The organism is Streptomyces vulcanius, assembly GCF_042653945.1.
Taxonomy (GTDB): domain Bacteria; phylum Actinomycetota; class Actinomycetes; order Streptomycetales; family Streptomycetaceae; genus Streptomyces; species Streptomyces mangrovi.
Genome location: NZ_JBHSFK010000041.1, coordinates 58057 through 72894, shown reverse-complemented (window position 1 = coordinate 72894; position 14838 = coordinate 58057). Strand labels below are relative to the sequence as shown.

Here is a 14838-nt window from a genome sequence, read left to right as displayed (position 1 = left end):
CATTGGTTTATGTCACCCCGCTGGAACACTAATCCCGATGTCAGAACCGGTCGTCATGTTGTCTACAACCTGCACGTTCACTTGGTTTTTGTCACGAAGTACCGGCGGAACGCGTTCACCGACGCCATGCTCACCCGTACAGAAGAGATCATGCGGGAGGTCTGCGCCGACTTCGAGGCCGAGCTGAAGCAGTTCAACGGTGAACAGGACCACGTCCACCTGCTCGTGCACTACCCGCCCAAGGTCCAGCTCTCCAAGCTGGTCAACTCCCTCAAGGGCGTCAGCTCCCGCAGACTCCGCCAGGAATACGACAGCCACGTCCGCCGGTACCTGTGGGGCGGACACTTCTGGTCCGGTTCCTACTTCGCCGGATCGTGCGGCGGGGCACCCCTGACCGCCGTCAGGCAGTACATCGAAAACCAGCAGCGCCCCGTCTGACCGCCACCACGGAGGCGCAGAGCCCTCCGGCGCTCCGCGCCTCCGGCCCAAGGATGACCTTCACCCCCGCCCTGAAGGGCCGAGCACTGGCCAAGATCAGAGGTAGACCCGTCGAAACCGCCCACCCGCCGCCCGGTCTCTGTCCGCGAAGGGCATTGGCCAGGCGGCCAAGGCATGATGAGGTCGCGAGCAGTTGGGACAACGCTGGATCAGAGCCCGCACGCCACCAGGAGCGGCAGCAGCGGCGCCACGACAGTGGCCGCGACCACGCCCAGCCAGGTCGCGCGGTGCGGCCGGGGCTGCGGCGTGAGCACGCGCCGGAGCCTGATCAGGGCACCTGCCCCGCCGGCCCCCAGGGCCACCGACGGCACCCGCCCTGCTGCCACCTCGCACATCGCTGTCGCCAGTGCCTCCCGCGGATGGAGCCGCAGGGCGTGGTCGTCCGCGATCATCTCCACCAGCAGCGCCGTCTGCTCCTTGGCGTGGCGGGCCAGCGGCAGTCCGGGGAAGGCCCGGGAGAACGCGTCCGCCAGCAGGTGCAGCAGGTGGTGCCTGCCGTCGATGTGCGCACGCTCGTGCTCCAGGACGGCCCGCATCTGTTCCTCGGAAAGGGCGTCCAACGCACCTCGGGTGATGACGACCCGACGGCGACGGCCGGGCAGGCAGTAGACGGCCGGGGCCTTGTGGTCGACGACGGTGGCGTCGTACTCAGGTGCCGGGTCGCCCACGAGGGTGAGCAGGTCGAGGTGGCGCTGTCGTGCCCTGCGTGCCTGCCAGGAGCAGGCTACGAGCCAGCCGAGCGGCAGCAGCATGATCGCAGCGGGCGCGGCGAGCGCCAGGGCCTGCGGCAGAGATGGTGCGGACCCGGCCAGCGGGGCGCCGACGGCGAGACCGCAGGCGCTGAGCAGCCCGACGAGCCCGCCGTGCGCGTGATGATTGGCAAGAAGCAGGTGATACACCGCGAGCGTGACGGTGAAGACGAACGTGACCATGAGGCCCTGCCACGCGAGGACCGCGAGGACCGGAGCGCGATGCGCCCACGCCGCCCGGGACAGCAGGGACGGCACGAGGGCGCCCACCACAACGGCATATCCGGTCAGGACCGCTGCTGTGCTCATGCTTCGCTCCGCCTCTTGACCGCCCGGAGCGCCGAGCGTAGGGCGTCAGCCTCGTCGGGCGTCATCTGTTCCACGAAACTGACCAGAGTGCCCGCCGGGTCCGGGTTGCTGCCGAGGGCCTGCTGCATCAGCGCCGCCGTGTACTGCTGCCGGGTGCAGGTGGGCTCGTACACCCATGCTCTGGCCTCCTTGTGCCGCGTGAGCATGCCTTTGTGGTGAAGGATGTCGGCCACGGTCTTGACGGTGCTGTAGGCGAGCGGCCGCTGCTTGTTGATGTCGGTCAGTACGTCGCGTGCGGTCGCGGGACGCCCCCAGGCCCACAGGCGGTGCATGATCTCCGCCTCGAGCTCACCCAGCTGACGCACGGCCACTCCCTTCTCCGGTACTCTGAACGCCAATCAGCTTAGTAGATCAGTGGAGTCGGCCGTCGCTCAGCAGGGCCCGCAGCCCTTGAGTAGTACCGCCGGAAGGGCTGATCCAGAACGACCAGTGACGGAGTCCCTTGGTGAAGGTGAGCCGGTGCGTGCGCGCGGGAGGTGCCCTCGGGCACCTGCTGCTCGTCGTCGTGCTCGCCGTGGGCATCTTCGCGATGCACAGCATGGGGCATCCCAGTGAGTCGTCGAGCTCGGTAATGAGCTCCGCGTCCCACTCGGCAGCGATGGATCCGGCTGCTTCCCGCCAGGATCCGATGGGTACTCCCGCCGACCGGGGCGGAGACGGTCACGCCACGGGTACGGCAGGCTCGGCGGCCTCACACGAACCCGCCATGGCCATGGACATGGTCTCGCTGTGCATGGCGGTCCTGTTCGGCGCGTGCGTGCTCGCCACGCTTCTCAGGTCGGCGTTCACCCGTCACCAGGAGTGGCCGGCCAGACTTCTCGCCCAGGTCTCCGGCGTTCTGCGGCCCGATCCCCCTCCACGCGGCCCCGATCTCACTCTCTTGTCGGTTCTGCGGCTGTAGGCCGAGTCGCTCTCGCGGGCGCGCACCACGCGCGGACCCGCGACTTCGCCTGCACCGAAACAGCCAAGAACCGACAGCACAAGGTGAATCGACCATGACTGCCCTCACGCATGCCCTGCGCCGCAAGCACGCCCGCCACGCTGCCGCCATAGGCGTCGTCGCCGCCGGGGCCCTGTTCCTCTCCGCCTGCGGCGACAACGGCGACGACATGAGCGGGATGGACCACGGCAGCGACAAAAGCTCCGCGTCCGCCTCGGCGACCACCCAGGCCGGATCCTCGAGCTTCAACGACGCGGACGTCACCTTCGCGCAGATGATGATCCCGCACCACGAGCAGGCCCTGGAGATGGCCGGACTCGCCGACGACCGAGCCTCCGACTCGGAGGTCAAGGACATCGCCGCGAAGATCGAAAAGGCCCAGGACCCCGAGATCAAGACCATGACGGGCTGGCTGAAGTCCTGGAACAAGCCGACCGCCGCGGAGTCCATGCCCGGCATGGATCACGGCAGCGGCGACGGCATGATGTCCGACGCGGACATGGAGCACCTCACGTCCATGAAGGGCGCCGAGTTCGACAAGATGTTCGCCGAGATGATGATCGAGCACCACAACGGCGCGATCAGCACGGCCCAGGACGAGCAGAAGAACGGCAAGAACGCCGACGCCGTGAAGATGGCCGGCGCCATCGTCGAAGGCCAGTCCGCCGAGGTCAAGCAGCTGCAGAGCATCGTCGACAGGCTCTGAGCCCTCCTGACGCGAGCCACCCCTTTCGGCTCGCGTCGCCAGCCGAACGTACGGGTTCCGCAGCGCAAGGTCCGCGCCGCGGAACCCGTACGGCCGCTCGCCCCCTCAACCCGCCCGGTCGCCCTCCCCTGGTGCGCCCCGCCCTCCCCCGAGGACCCATGAACCAGCGCCTTGCCGCCGCGGCAGCCACCGCGGTCGCTCTCAGCCTCGCCCTGACCGCCTGCTCCAGCAACGACGACGAGACGGACGCCTCCGGATCCGGCGTCACCGTGAGCCACATCCACGGACTCGGTCTGGACCCGTCCGACCAACGCCTGTACGTCGCCACGCACGAGGGCGTCTACACCCCGGACGCCCAGGGCCGTCCCACTCTGGTGGGCGGCGACGTGGACGACTTCATGGGCTTCACCGTGGCCGGGAAGAAGACGTTCCTCGCCAGTGGGCATCCCAGCGCGGACGGTGACGGCCCCGGCAACAAAGGGCTGATCAAGAGCACGGACGCCGGCCGGACCTGGAAGTCGCTGTCCCTCTCGGGAGAGTCCGACTTCCATGCCCTGGAGTACGTCCACGGCACCGTCTACGGATACGACTCCACCAACGGCCGCCTGCGCACGAGCGCGGACGGCACCGCCTGGACGGACAAGGCGCCGCTCGAAGCACTCGACATCGCGGTCAGCCCTCAGGACCCCGACCTCGTTCTGGCCACCACGGCCGACGGAGTGGCCCGCAGCACCGACGGCGGCAAGACCTTCGCCGCAGGCAAGCAGCCGGTGATGGCCTACCTCTCCTGGTCGGCGAGCGATGCGCTGTTCGGCATCGACACCACGGGCGGCCTCCACCGCAGCTCCGACGGCGGGACAACGTGGAAGAAGCCGGCCACCGTGCCGGGCGGTCAGCCCCAAGCGCTCACGGCCGTCGGCGCCGAGCACGTCCTGGCCGCCACACGGGACGGGGTGTACGAGTCGAAGGACGGCGGCCAGTCCTTCACCAAGCGCCTCGATGTCGAGGCGCTTGGTGAAGGGCACTGAGCCGAGCGCGTCCACCGATCCCGTGTGCCACGGCGTGCTCAGCGGCTCCTCGATGCTCGGCCGCTACGGATGGCGAACCCGCCCAGCAGCGCGATCTTCAGGAGGACGACCGCGAGAAGGCCGCCGACAGCCCACCCGGTCCACCGCCAGTTCGACAGGAGGACACCGCCCAGCCCCAGGTGCACGGCCAGGACGAGTACGACGACGGCCACGAGGCCCATCGCCTTGAGGTGACCGCGGCGTGGCACGGCATCGCCTGTCGGCGCCTGGACAGCGCCGTCGACGGCTGCGGGAGAATCCGCGGGCGAGTCGGTTGGTTGCCAGCTGCCCTCCGAGGCCGCGGTGCACCGGCTCGTCAGGGTCACACTGACCGGGGTGCGGCCCAGCGCCGCCGACGCGGCGGAGCCTCCCCAACAGGCGGACGGCACCGCACATCCACCGCACCACCATGGGCACCACTCCGCCCATGGTCCGCACTCGGCCGGTTCGCAGGCGACAACGTCATCCCAGGCTGCCGCACATACCCGTGCGGGGTATATTCGGGTTGCCCGCGATCGCAGGAAGTACGGACGCTCCTGATGACGGTACGAGAGTTGCCCTGGCCCCAGACCGGCGTAGCCGCCCGCTGGGTACGCGGCCTGCTGGTCGCGCTGTGCACCGTGGTCGCCGTACTGTTCCACCACGGGCTCACCGACGCGCCGGTCACGTCGATGTCGACCGCTTCACCGCACGCCATGCCGGGACCTGTCTCAGCTCCTGCCGAGCACCCCCACACGGGCTCGCCGGCGGCGGGCGTTGCGGCACACGGTTCCGACGGCGCCTCCTGCCCTTCCATGGAAATGCAGCTCTGCACGGCCGCCGGCATCAGCGCCATTCAGCTCGTGGCACCACCCCAGTCGTCGACCGCAACCTTCCCGACCCGGATCACGGTGCTCAGTGGCGTGGACATCGCACGCTCCGTGAATCGTGCGCCACCCGACCTGTCTCTCCTCTCTCAACTGCGCATATAGGCCGCCGTCCCACGGCTTCCCCGCGTCACCACGACGCCGGCGAGCCGTGTCCGGACCGCCCCGAACGCCTATCGCGCATCGAGAAGAGGACTCTTTCGTGAACAGCATCAACCGTCGCTCCGTCCTGCTCGCCGGACTGGGCGCGGCAGGTACCGGTCTGCTCGCCGCCTGCAGCAATGACGCCTCCAGCCGCCCCTCCCTCCTCAGCCCCTCCGGTTCCCAGGTCGCTCGCACGGAGCAGAAGCGGGCCGGCACCGGTAAGGTGCACCGCCTCAACCTGACCGCCGCTCCCGGGATGCTCGACCTCGGCGGCGGCACCATGGCGAAGTCCTGGGCTTTCAGCGGCCGGGCTCCGGGCAAGGAGATCCGTGTCTCCGCCGGCGACACCCTCGCCGCCGAGCTGTCCAACCAGCTTCCCGGCAGGACCACGACCTCCATCCACTGGCACGGCATCGCGCTGCGCAGCGACATGGACGGCGTACCGCCGGTCACCCAGACCGCGGTGCGAGCCGGGTCCGACTTCACGTACCGCTTCGTCGCCGACGCACCCGGCACGTACTTCTTCCACCCGCACGTCGGTGTCCAGCTCGACCGCGCCCTGTACGCCCCACTGATCGTCGAGGACCCCAACGAGCCGCTGTCGTACGACGACGAGTGGGTCGTCGTCCTCGATGACTGGCTCGACGGCGTGACCGGCACCCCCGACGAAGCCTTCGCCGAGCTCAGGCAGGGCATGGGCGGCATGGACATGGGCGGTTCCGGCGACGCGTCGACTCCCTCCGCTTCGGCCGGCTCATCCGGTCACGACATGGGACACATGGACGGGATGGACATGAGTGGCTCCGGCATGGACGGGACGACGGCCTCGCCGTCCGCGTCCTCCGGCCATGGCATGTCGATGAGGTTCATGCTCATGGGCGCCACCAGCCGGCTGCTCGGCGGCGACGCGGGGGACGTGAAATACCCGTACCACCTGGTCAACGGGCGGGTGCCGACCGACCCGGCCGTCTACACCGGCAAGCCGGGCAGGCGCGTCCGCCTGCGGATCGTCAACGCGGGCGGTGACACCGCCTACCGGGTGGCCCTCGGCGGCCACAAGCTGACGATCACCCACACCGACGGCTTTCCCGTCGAGCACCAGCAGGTCGACGCGCTGCTGATCGGCATGGGCGAGCGGTACGACGTCCTCGTCACGCTCGAAGACGGCGTCTTCCCGCTCGTCGCGCTCGCCGAGGGCAAGGACGCCGCCGGTATGGCTCTGATGCGCACCGGGTCGGGAAGCGCTCCGAAGCCGACCGTACGACCGGCCGAACTGGACGGCCGGATCGTGACCGCCTCGCAGCTGCGCGCGGCCGACGACGTACGGCTGGAGGCGAAGAAGACCGACCGGGTCCACCGCATCGAGCTGACCGGCAGCATGGCCACGTACGACTGGGCCGTCAACGGCAAGCGGTACGACTTGGCCGATCCGACCGCGAACCCGCTGCTCGTCGAGGAGGGCCAGCGCGTCCGGCTCGACTTCGTCAACACCACGGACATGTGGCACCCGATGCACCTGCACGGCCACACGTATCAGCTCGGCGGGACCGGTCCGCGCAAGGACACCACCATCGTGCTGCCCAAGAAGAAGGTGTCCGTCGTCTTCGACGCGGACAACCCCGGCCAGTGGATGCTGCACTGCCACAACGCCTACCACGGCGAGGCCGGGATGATGGCGCTCGTGGCCTACGGAGCCTGAGCCTTCGGTTCCCCGTCCGGGGGCGGGACTCAGCAGTCCCGCCCCGGACCGTAGCGTCCGAGGAACATGTCCACCCCGCTGACGACGAGGCGGTCCGTGAGGCTGGCCTCGATGTGGGTGCCGTAGGTACTGAAGACCATGTGGGGGAAGACCAGCAGCGCGTAGAGCTGGATGATCGCGGCCTCCAGGTCGGGGATGACCAGCCGGCCCTGGTCCGCGAGCGCGCGCAGGGCACCGGCCACCGCCGGATGGTGGCCCTCGGGACCGTGCCCGTGCCACGCCCTGCCGAGTTCTGGGAAGCGGTGCTGCTCGGCGGCGACCAGACTCGCGGGCGGCCGACGGAATACCCCCATGGGGTATATGGTTTCACGTCAATGCAGCTCGGGAACCCGGGCCACTCCGGATGAAAATGAGGAAGTGGTCATGGACCACACCGCTCACGAGGGGCACGACAATCACGCCCAGCACGGCGGGCAGGCGGGGGCGTCCTGGGGAATGGCCGCGAAGGCGACGCTGCACTGCCTGACCGGCTGCGCCATCGGCGAGATCCTCGGCATGGTCATCGGCACCGCCCTGCTGTGGGGCAACGTGCCGACCATGGTCCTGGCGATCGCGCTCGCGTTCCTCTTCGGCTACTCCTTCACGCTGTTCGCGGTCCGCCGGGCCGGCCTGGACCTCAAGACCGCCATCAAGGTCGCGCTCGCCGCCGACACCCTCTCCATCGCCGTGATGGAACTGGTGGACAACGCCATCATCGCCCTCACTAAGTGGATGATCGGCCGCGGCAAGGGCCACGCGGTCGTCCACGCCTACCACTGACCAACAGCCGGGCCGGCGTCGAACGCGTCTTGAGGCGGGACCCGTGACCGACTGCCAGCCACGTCACAAGCCGAAGGCGCCGCCCTCAATGAGGATGAGCAGGCCGAGGGAGATCAGAACCAGGGGCAGCAGAAGGTGGCCCCAGCGGGCCAGGGCCCTGGCAATGACCGGGCGGGTGGCGAAGAACCGGCCCGCGAAGCACCACACCGCCACCAGCACGAGGAACACCACGGCGTACACGCTCATCCCGCCGATGCCGGCGGTGGCGAAGACAGGCACGTAGACGCCGATATTGTCGCCGCCGTTGGCGAAGGTGACCGCGGCGACCTCCAGCGGGCTCGGCCCACCCTCCTTGGCCTGCGCCTCCTCCTCGTCCCCGCCGTCGTCGCGGTGGTTCTTCCACGCCTGCCAGGCGGCTTTGAGGCCCAGTGCGAGCGGCAGCAGACCGAGGTAGGGAATGGCGGACTCGGGCAGGAACGTGGCGCCGAACGCGGCGGCCACCGCCACAGCGAGGATCGCAGCGAAGCCCAGGTACTGGCCAAGCACGATGCGGCGCGTGGAACCGCGGTGACCGGCGCCCTGGGCGAAGAACAGCGCCAGGATCAGGATGTCGTCGATGTTGGTGACGGCGAACAGGCCGGCTGCCTGCCCGATGATGCCCAGGTCCACGAGTAGCCGCTCTCCCTTGGTGTCGGTGTTCCGGTGACGCTACCGAGAGCCCGGGCCGAACCCCCGCACGGGGTCGAAGCTCAGTGCTGTTCCTGCTCGTGAACTTCGAACACGACGCCGTCGGGGCGCCTCCCGGATTGCTGAAGAACTGCTGTCGAACCCGGGCACTCCCGGGTTCTGCCGCGAATCAGGAGGGGAGCCAGCGGTTGAGGTAAGCGTGAAGACCCTCCAATTGGAGGCCGCGCGCGACGTAGCCGAGGTAACCGTCCGGGCGCACGAGGCCCTGTGCGACGTCTGGCCACGGGCTCTCCGCGCCCAGTCGGTGGACGCTGATGAGGTCTTCCCTGCCGCATATGACCGGGGCGATCCGTTGGTCCGGCCAGAGGTGGTGCGGCCCGGTCAGAAGCAGGTGACAGCCCGGTCCGGCGGTCCGCGACTGGAGCCCGTGGGGAAGATCGGGCAGACGGTCACCCGCCCGAGGCCCGTTCCTGAACGCACGCGAGCCCACACTGACCGGGCTGCGGCGGTAGTGGATGTCGAGCTCGGAGACCGTACGGAACACGCGGTTGCGCAGCCCGCTCGCGCGCAGCGCCAACGGGGCGATCCGCGGGGCGAGTTGGACGCGGGCCAGGCGGAGGACAGGGTTGCGGCTGGTGGCGATGGTGAACGCTCGGTCCGTGAAGCGCAGAACCCTGCGGCCGACGGGGGCGCGTTCCGCCTCGTACGTCTCCAGCAGTTCCTGGGGTGCGGCGCCCCGGCAGACGAGGGCGAGCTTCCAGCCGAGGTTGAGGGCGTCCTGGATGCCGGTGTTCATGCCCTGCGCGCCGGCCGGGCTGTGGATGTGGGCCGCGTCCCCGGCCAGGAAGAACGGGCCGGATCGGTAGTGGGTGGCACCGCGGCGGTGGAGCCGGAAGTCGGTCATCCAGACCGGGTCCCGCAGGCGCAGCTCCTCGTCGGCGTATCGGTCGACGATCTCCTGCATCAGCCCCAGTGTCACCTCGGCGCCCGGCGAGCCAGGGGGCCGCATCGCGAGCATCCGCCAGGTCGCGGGCTTGCCGAGGGGGAAGAAGAACAGCATCCCGGCATCGGTCATGAAGGTGTGCGCGACTCCCGGCTCCAGGCCGTCGGCCTCCAAGTCGGCGAGGAGGAAGGTCTGCGGGTAGGCGGAGCCGAGGAAGTCGATGCCCGCCTCGCTTCGTACGGTGCTGTGGGCGCCGTCGCAGCCCACGACGTACCGGGCACGCACGGTCTCCTCCCTGCCGTCCTGCCGCCGCCGCAGTCGACAGGTGACGTACCCGCCCTGCCTCTCCAGCCGTAGCAGTTCCGTGCCGCGCTCCACCGTCACGCCCTCCGCCTCCAGGCACTCCGCGAGGACGCTCTCGGTCTCGGCCTGCGACAGGAACAGCAGGAAGGAGTACGGGGTGTCGGTGAGCTCGCCTGAGAAGAGCGCCATCTGGACGACGCGTCCCGGAAGATGCATCCGCAGTTGCACCGCGGGATTACCGCGCTTGACCAGCTCGTCGGTCACTCCGAACCCGGCCAGCGCCTCCAGCGTGCGCGGCTGGATGGCCAGCGCCCGCGACTCACGCACCCGGTCGAGGGAACGGTCGACGATCCGGAAGTCGCCGCCATGAGCGCGGAGTTGCGCGGCGAGAGCGAGCCCGGTCGGCCCCGCACCGACCACCAGCACATCCAGCGCTGCCGTCATGCATCCACGGTAGTGCTGACAGGCCCCGACCGTCGGGATCATCGGCACCGCGAGCGCGGTGGCCAGGGCCCCAGCGTGCGACGTCGTCCTCGTCGAGTGCCGCAGCCCGTACGTCGGAACAGGCCCTACGTGCTGCGCGCGTCCGCAGGCTGGGCAGGGATCTCGCCTCGCAGAGCGACGCAGTCGGCGCAGATCCACACGGCCGGTCCGGCGGCCAGGCGGCGTTCCTCGGTGCGAGGGCGGCCACAGAGGGAGCAGCGAGCCTGGGCGTCAGCTGGTCGAGGTCGCCGACGAGGCGGAGGCTGCCCGGTGCGGTATGAACGGCTCGCCGACCATCCTCATCGACGGCGTCGACCCCTTCGCGGCGCCGGGGGTCCGCGCCGCTGTCTCCTGCCGCCTGTACCGGGGACCGGACGGGCGGGGTCGAGAGGGCACTGAGCGTGGCCGACCTGCAGCGTGCGCTGCAGCATGGGCCGCGTGGCTCCTCGGTCGGGCTGGCGGGCTGAATAGTCACACGGCGCCTCCCGCCTGGCTGCGTTCGGCGGCGCCGAGGATGTGGGTGGCGGCGGGCGAGGGGAGACGGGTCTCGGGGAAGGCGAATCGATCGACCGTGGTGAGGGTGAACCCGGCCGCGGTGATGGCTGACCGGGTGTCGCGGCCGGTGTGGCAGCCGCCCATCAGCAGCGGCCAGACCGTGGCGTCCACCACGCGCTGTACCCGTCGCATCGTTGGCGAGTCGGTTCTGACGTGTTCGAAGAATCGCAATTGTCCGCCCGGCCGCAGTACCCGGTACAGCTCGGCGAGCGCGGCGTGCGGGTCGGCCACGGAGCACAGGGTGAGGCAGACGACGGCCGCGTCGAACGACGCGTCCTCGGCGGGCAGTTGCTCGGCTCGCCCGTCCACCACCTCCACGGGGACGGTGACCGTACGGGCACGCCGCTCGGCTGCCGCGCGCAGGCGCGGCTCGGGCTCCAGGGCGAGGAGCCGGGTCACTTTGTCCGGGCAGTGGGCAAAGTTCGGTCCGTTGCCCGCGCCGATTTCGATGACTTCGCCGGACAGGCCGGACAGCAGGCGCTTGCGGTGTTCCGTGATCCCGGCCTTCTCCAGCGCGGGGCCGGCGACCTTCGCGTAGAAGCGGGCGAAGACCGGATGTGGCTTCATCTGTTGGGCCATTGCTGGCCGAGGTGCTCGGCGCGATGATGGCGCGCGGCGTCGCCGAGCACGGGCTGACGACGGCCCGGGCGGGCCTGCTGTGGGCCCTGCTGCACGACGGGCCGATGACCCAGCGGGCGCTGGCCGCACGGCTGGGAGTCACCCCGCGCAATGTCACCGGACTGCTGGACGCCCTGCAGGCAGACGGGCTGGTGGCCCGCGAGGCCCACCCGACCGACCGGCGCGCGACTCTGGTGTCGCTGACCGCGAAAGGCCGTACGGTCACGGCTACCCTGCGGGGCGGCCGCGACTCCATGGCCGCCGTGCTGTTCGGTGACATGCCTGCTGCGCAACTGGAGGCGTTCCAGGGTGGGTTGGCGGTTGTGATCGAGCGGTTGCGGACGATGGGCTGATGTGCAGGATGTCGTCGTCGATGGGGTGACTGGGCCTCGCGTCCGCGCCCGTGGCCGCGGTCGGCTGATCCTCTGCGTCACCGCTGGTCAGGCACGTCCGGTCCGGCTCCGTCCGTTCATCCGGGCCGGGTAGGGTCCCGCCGCGGTGCGGGCCGAGTATGCGGGAGAGGACAGCGCGTGGCGGTGGCGGACGAGGACCGGGCGGAAGAGGACCGGGCCGAAAAGGTCCGGGTGGGGCTGGGGACGATAGCCCGGGAGTGGGGCCGTATCGGCTGCATCGGGTTCGGCGGACCGCCGACCCATATCGCGCTGCTGCGGCAGCTGTGCGTGGACCGCCGACGCTGGATCGCCGCTGCCGACTTCGAGGACGGCATCGCGGCCACCAACCTGCTGCCCGGCCCGGCCTCGACCCAGTTGGCGATCTTCACCGCGTGGCGGCTGCGTGGCCTGGCCGGGGCGCTGGTCGGCGGGGTGTGCTTCATCGTGCCGGGCCTGGTGCTGATCCTGGCTCTGGCCGCGCTGTTCCTGGCCGGACACCCGCCGCTGTGGGTGAGGGGCGCCGCAGCGGGCGCCGGGGCCGCGGTCGCGGCGGTGGCGGTGCAGGCGGCCGCCAGCCTGGTACCGGCGAGCTGGAAGCGAGCCGGGCAGACACGGGCACCACAGGCCCGGTGGATCGGTTACTGCCTGGCGGGCGCGGCGGCAGCCGCGCTGACCGGGCCGTGGCTGGTCCTGGTGCTGATCGGCGCCGGCCTGGTGGAAGTCGCGGTCCGGGCGCGTCCGTCGGGGCATCCGGACCGGCGGGCCGTCTCGTGGCCGTTGCTGGCCGCCGCCCCGGCGGCAAGCGGGGGCCTGCTGGCGCTGGTGTGGGTCGCGCTGAAGGTCGGCGCGCTGTCCTACGGCGGCGGGTTCGTGATCATCCCGATGATGCAGGCCGACGCGGTCGACCACTACCACTGGATGACCGACGGACAGTTCCTCAACGCCGTCGCGCTGGGACAGATCACGCCAGGGCCGGTGGTACAGACCGTCGCAGTGGTCGGATACGCCGCCGCCGGGGTGGGCGGCGGACTGCTCGCGGCGACCGTCGCCTTCGCCCCGTCATTCCTGTTCGTGATCGTCGGCGGCCCCCGGTTCGACCGACTGCGGGCCAACGACCGCGTGCAGGCGTTCTTCACCGGCGCCGGACCGGCGGTCATCGGCGCCATCGCCGGATCGGCGATCCCCCTGGCCCTGGCACTGCAACACGCCTGGCAGTACGGCGTCCTCGCCGCAGCAGCGGTGTGGCTGCTGGCCGCGCGCCGGGGAGTGGTCAGCGCACTACTGGGAGCGGGCGTGCTCGGAGCGATTGTGGTACTCGCCGGCTGGCCGGTGTCCTGACCGTTCCCCCAGTTACCGTTTTCGTGGCTCCCCAATGGGGCCTTCTACGAACCCCAGACACCCGGAGCGGGGTGAGGGCAACCGGTCCCGTCTTCGAGCGGAACCCCTACATCTTGTGAACCTCCACGGAGAACCCCTCTGCAAGGACGGAGTTCAGGTGCTCCGCATGCGCGCCCAGCCATTGGCGAGTGCCAGCGAACTGTGCCGTCAGTTCGACAAATACGTAATCCTCGGAGCCATCAGTCGGCCCACCACAGACGCAGCAACGGAGCCGCTGGCTCACCACACCCGTCCACTCCGGTCCGTCCCCGCTCACCGCCACCGTCTGATCATCGACATCCACGGGGCACATCGTTCCAGACGCCCTGAAGCAGCACTCATCCACATAGTTCTCCTGCCCGTCGTCGCTCTCGCGGTGAGGCCGATGGGCCCCCTTCTCACCGCGCGGCAGCCGCCTTGAGCAGCGCGGTTGCCGCCGTTTCAATGTGCTCGAGTGTGCCCCACCGGCCCAGGGACAGCCGCAGGGCCCCGAGCACGCCGTCCGGGGTGAGACCCATGGCTGTCAGGACGGGCGAGGGGGTGTGGGTGCCGCTGTGGCAGGCCGATCCGGTGGAGGTCGGGTGCGGCGGCGAGGAGTTCGTGCCCGAGCACGCCGTCGATGCTGACGTTCAGCGTGTTGGGCAGGCGTCCAGTGCGGGGTCCGCTGAGGTGGACGCGGCCGGGCAGGGCGTCGGCCAGGCGCCGGTGCAGGCCGTCCCGGAGTCCCGCGATGCGGCCTGGTGTCCCATCAGCCAGTTCTGCGGCGGCGAGTTCGGCGGCCGTGCCCAGCGCGACGGCGAACGCGACGTTCTCGGTGCCGGCGCGCAGGCCGTGCTCCTGTCCCCCGCCGTAGACGAGCGGTTCGAGGGCGACGCCCTGGCGGACGTACAGGGCGGCGATGCCCTTCGGCGCGTCGCACGTCAGTCGGGGCCGCTCCAATCGAAGGGGAAGTACTTGCTGGACTTGCCGCTGCGGCTCCAGCTGAAGCCGAAGGCGTCGGCCTGATCGGTGGTGGACCGGCCCCAGGTGGCAATCTGTCCCGGGCCGACCTCGGCACCGGGCGCGTTGTGGACCTGGACCCGTGCCCCCTCGGGGGTGGTGGGACCGGTGAGGGCCTCGGCACGGGCGGTCACCCGGCCGGGGATCTCGGCGCGCCACGCCCCCAGGTCCTCGTCGACCTCGACGGTGATCGGAGCGACGTCCATGCCGCGCATCTCGGGTCGGAAGACCTCGACGAACTGCTGCGGCCAGCCACCGGCCTCCCCGCCGAAGATCGCGCCCAGTGCGGCGCGCTGCTGGTCGTCGGCGCGCTCGTCGACGAAGACGGCGGCATACGGGTCCGTGTGCTCGCCGGTCCACACGTTGCCGGTGAAGGACGCGAGCATGAGGACGTTCAGATCGTCAAGCCGGACATCCCCGAACTGTCCCTCGCGTATGTGCCAGGCAAGCACGCCCTCGCAATCGCCCTCGGACGGGGGCTGGGCGAATGTGCATGGGCACGGTATGGCGCACTTGCAGGTGTCGAACCAGTCGCCGACCACGCGCCAGGGCGGGCTGCTGGTGGTCTGCTCAGCCATCTCGCTCCTCCTCTCCCGGTCTCCCGGTATACGGAGCGGCCTCACT

At 70.2% G+C, this 14838-nt stretch carries 18 protein-coding genes and 1 pseudogene; 9 read left to right on the top strand and 10 right to left on the bottom strand.

What is annotated here, in order from left to right; all coding sequences use genetic code 11:
• Positions 1-9: 9 nt before the first annotated feature.
• Positions 10-438, top strand: coding sequence for an IS200/IS605 family transposase (gene tnpA, locus ACFPIH_RS43480; RefSeq protein WP_381183960.1), 429 nt, complete (start codon positions 10-12; stop codon positions 436-438).
• 209 nt (positions 439-647) lie between these two features.
• On the opposite strand, the gene ACFPIH_RS43475 is transcribed toward tnpA, so the two are convergent.
• Together ACFPIH_RS43475 and ACFPIH_RS43470 are read right to left on the bottom strand one after the other, a co-directional pair.
• On the bottom strand, positions 648-1556 hold the full coding sequence (locus tag ACFPIH_RS43475) for a M56 family metallopeptidase (protein WP_381183957.1): 909 nt from the start codon (positions 1554-1556) through the stop codon (positions 648-650).
• A complete protein-coding gene (locus ACFPIH_RS43470; RefSeq protein ID WP_381183954.1) occupies positions 1553-1921 on the bottom strand; it encodes a BlaI/MecI/CopY family transcriptional regulator in 369 nt (122 codons plus the stop codon). Before ACFPIH_RS43470 ends, ACFPIH_RS43475 begins: the two co-directional genes overlap by 4 nt.
• Before the next feature lie 158 nt (positions 1922-2079).
• Here ACFPIH_RS43470 and ACFPIH_RS43465 point away from each other — a divergent pair, with 158 nt between their 5' ends.
• The 3 genes from ACFPIH_RS43465 (at position 2080) to ACFPIH_RS43455 (ending at position 4290) form a co-directional block, all read left to right on the top strand.
• Entirely contained in the window at positions 2080-2517 is a 438-nt protein-coding gene (locus ACFPIH_RS43465; protein ID WP_381183951.1) for a hypothetical protein, read from the top strand.
• A 94-nt stretch (positions 2518-2611) separates the two neighbouring features.
• On the top strand, positions 2612-3262 hold the full coding sequence (locus ACFPIH_RS43460) for a DUF305 domain-containing protein (RefSeq protein WP_381183948.1): 651 nt from the start codon (positions 2612-2614) through the stop codon (positions 3260-3262).
• Positions 3263-3420: 158 nt separating this feature from the next.
• Complete coding sequence (locus ACFPIH_RS43455) at positions 3421-4290, top strand: F510_1955 family glycosylhydrolase (RefSeq protein ID WP_381183945.1); 870 nt, start codon at positions 3421-3423, stop codon at positions 4288-4290.
• Positions 4291-4328: 38 nt separating this feature from the next.
• On the opposite strand, the gene ACFPIH_RS43450 is transcribed toward ACFPIH_RS43455, so the two are convergent.
• The gene (locus tag ACFPIH_RS43450) at positions 4329-4538 is read right to left on the bottom strand and encodes a hypothetical protein (RefSeq protein WP_381183942.1); all 210 of its coding nucleotides are present in this window, start codon (positions 4536-4538) and stop codon (positions 4329-4331) included.
• Positions 4539-4868: 330 nt separating this feature from the next.
• On the opposite strand from ACFPIH_RS43450, the gene ACFPIH_RS43445 reads away from it, so the two are divergent.
• Both ACFPIH_RS43445 and ACFPIH_RS43440 read left to right on the top strand, forming a co-directional pair.
• On the top strand, positions 4869-5300 hold the full coding sequence (locus ACFPIH_RS43445; protein ID WP_381183940.1) for a DUF6153 family protein: 432 nt from the start codon (positions 4869-4871) through the stop codon (positions 5298-5300).
• A gap of 97 nt (positions 5301-5397) precedes the next feature.
• The gene (locus ACFPIH_RS43440) at positions 5398-7038 is read left to right on the top strand and encodes a multicopper oxidase family protein (protein ID WP_381183937.1); all 1641 of its coding nucleotides are present in this window, start codon (positions 5398-5400) and stop codon (positions 7036-7038) included.
• Positions 7039-7067: 29 nt separating this feature from the next.
• Here the strand turns inward: ACFPIH_RS43440 and ACFPIH_RS43435 are convergent, their stop codons facing one another.
• Entirely contained in the window at positions 7068-7391 is a 324-nt protein-coding gene (locus ACFPIH_RS43435; protein WP_381183934.1) for a TetR/AcrR family transcriptional regulator C-terminal domain-containing protein, read from the bottom strand.
• A gap of 70 nt (positions 7392-7461) precedes the next feature.
• Here ACFPIH_RS43435 and ACFPIH_RS43430 point away from each other — a divergent pair, with 70 nt between their 5' ends.
• Positions 7462-7857, top strand: coding sequence for a DUF4396 domain-containing protein (locus ACFPIH_RS43430; protein WP_381183932.1), 396 nt, complete (start codon positions 7462-7464; stop codon positions 7855-7857).
• Between the two features lie 63 nt (positions 7858-7920).
• Here ACFPIH_RS43430 and ACFPIH_RS43425 read toward each other — a convergent pair whose 3' ends face one another.
• The 4 genes and pseudogenes from ACFPIH_RS43425 to ACFPIH_RS43410 all read right to left on the bottom strand — a co-directional run bounded on the left by ACFPIH_RS43425 (position 7921) and on the right by ACFPIH_RS43410 (position 11395).
• Positions 7921-8526 (bottom strand): cadmium resistance transporter, encoded by a 606-nt coding sequence (locus ACFPIH_RS43425; protein WP_381183930.1) that lies wholly within the window; start codon positions 8524-8526, stop codon positions 7921-7923.
• Between the two features lie 187 nt (positions 8527-8713).
• Entirely contained in the window at positions 8714-10234 is a 1521-nt protein-coding gene (locus tag ACFPIH_RS43420) for an FAD-dependent monooxygenase (protein WP_381183928.1), read from the bottom strand.
• Positions 10235-10359: 125 nt separating this feature from the next.
• Positions 10360-10482, bottom strand: a pseudogene (locus tag ACFPIH_RS43415) (ClpX C4-type zinc finger protein); the annotation flags it as partial.
• A 262-nt stretch (positions 10483-10744) separates the two neighbouring features.
• Positions 10745-11395, bottom strand: coding sequence for a class I SAM-dependent methyltransferase (locus ACFPIH_RS43410; protein WP_381183925.1), 651 nt, complete (start codon positions 11393-11395; stop codon positions 10745-10747).
• On the opposite strand from ACFPIH_RS43410, the gene ACFPIH_RS43405 reads away from it, so the two are divergent.
• Both ACFPIH_RS43405 and chrA read left to right on the top strand, forming a co-directional pair.
• Entirely contained in the window at positions 11386-11799 is a 414-nt protein-coding gene (locus tag ACFPIH_RS43405) for a MarR family winged helix-turn-helix transcriptional regulator (protein ID WP_381183924.1), read from the top strand. The genes ACFPIH_RS43410 and ACFPIH_RS43405 overlap by 10 nt on opposite strands.
• 177 nt (positions 11800-11976) lie before the next feature.
• Positions 11977-13176: a chromate efflux transporter gene (gene chrA / locus ACFPIH_RS43400; RefSeq protein ID WP_381183921.1), complete on the top strand. Its 1200-nt coding sequence runs from the start codon at positions 11977-11979 to the stop codon at positions 13174-13176.
• Positions 13177-13656: 480 nt separating this feature from the next.
• Here the strand turns inward: chrA and ACFPIH_RS43395 are convergent, their stop codons facing one another.
• Together ACFPIH_RS43395 and ACFPIH_RS43390 are read right to left on the bottom strand one after the other, a co-directional pair.
• Positions 13657-14154 carry an aminotransferase class V-fold PLP-dependent enzyme gene (locus tag ACFPIH_RS43395; protein ID WP_381183918.1) on the bottom strand — a complete coding sequence of 166 codons (498 nt, stop codon included), beginning with the start codon at positions 14152-14154 and terminating at the stop codon, positions 13657-13659.
• Complete coding sequence (locus tag ACFPIH_RS43390; protein WP_381183916.1) at positions 14136-14792, bottom strand: DUF1326 domain-containing protein; 657 nt, start codon at positions 14790-14792, stop codon at positions 14136-14138. Before ACFPIH_RS43390 ends, ACFPIH_RS43395 begins: the two co-directional genes overlap by 19 nt.
• Positions 14793-14838 lie beyond the last annotated feature (46 nt).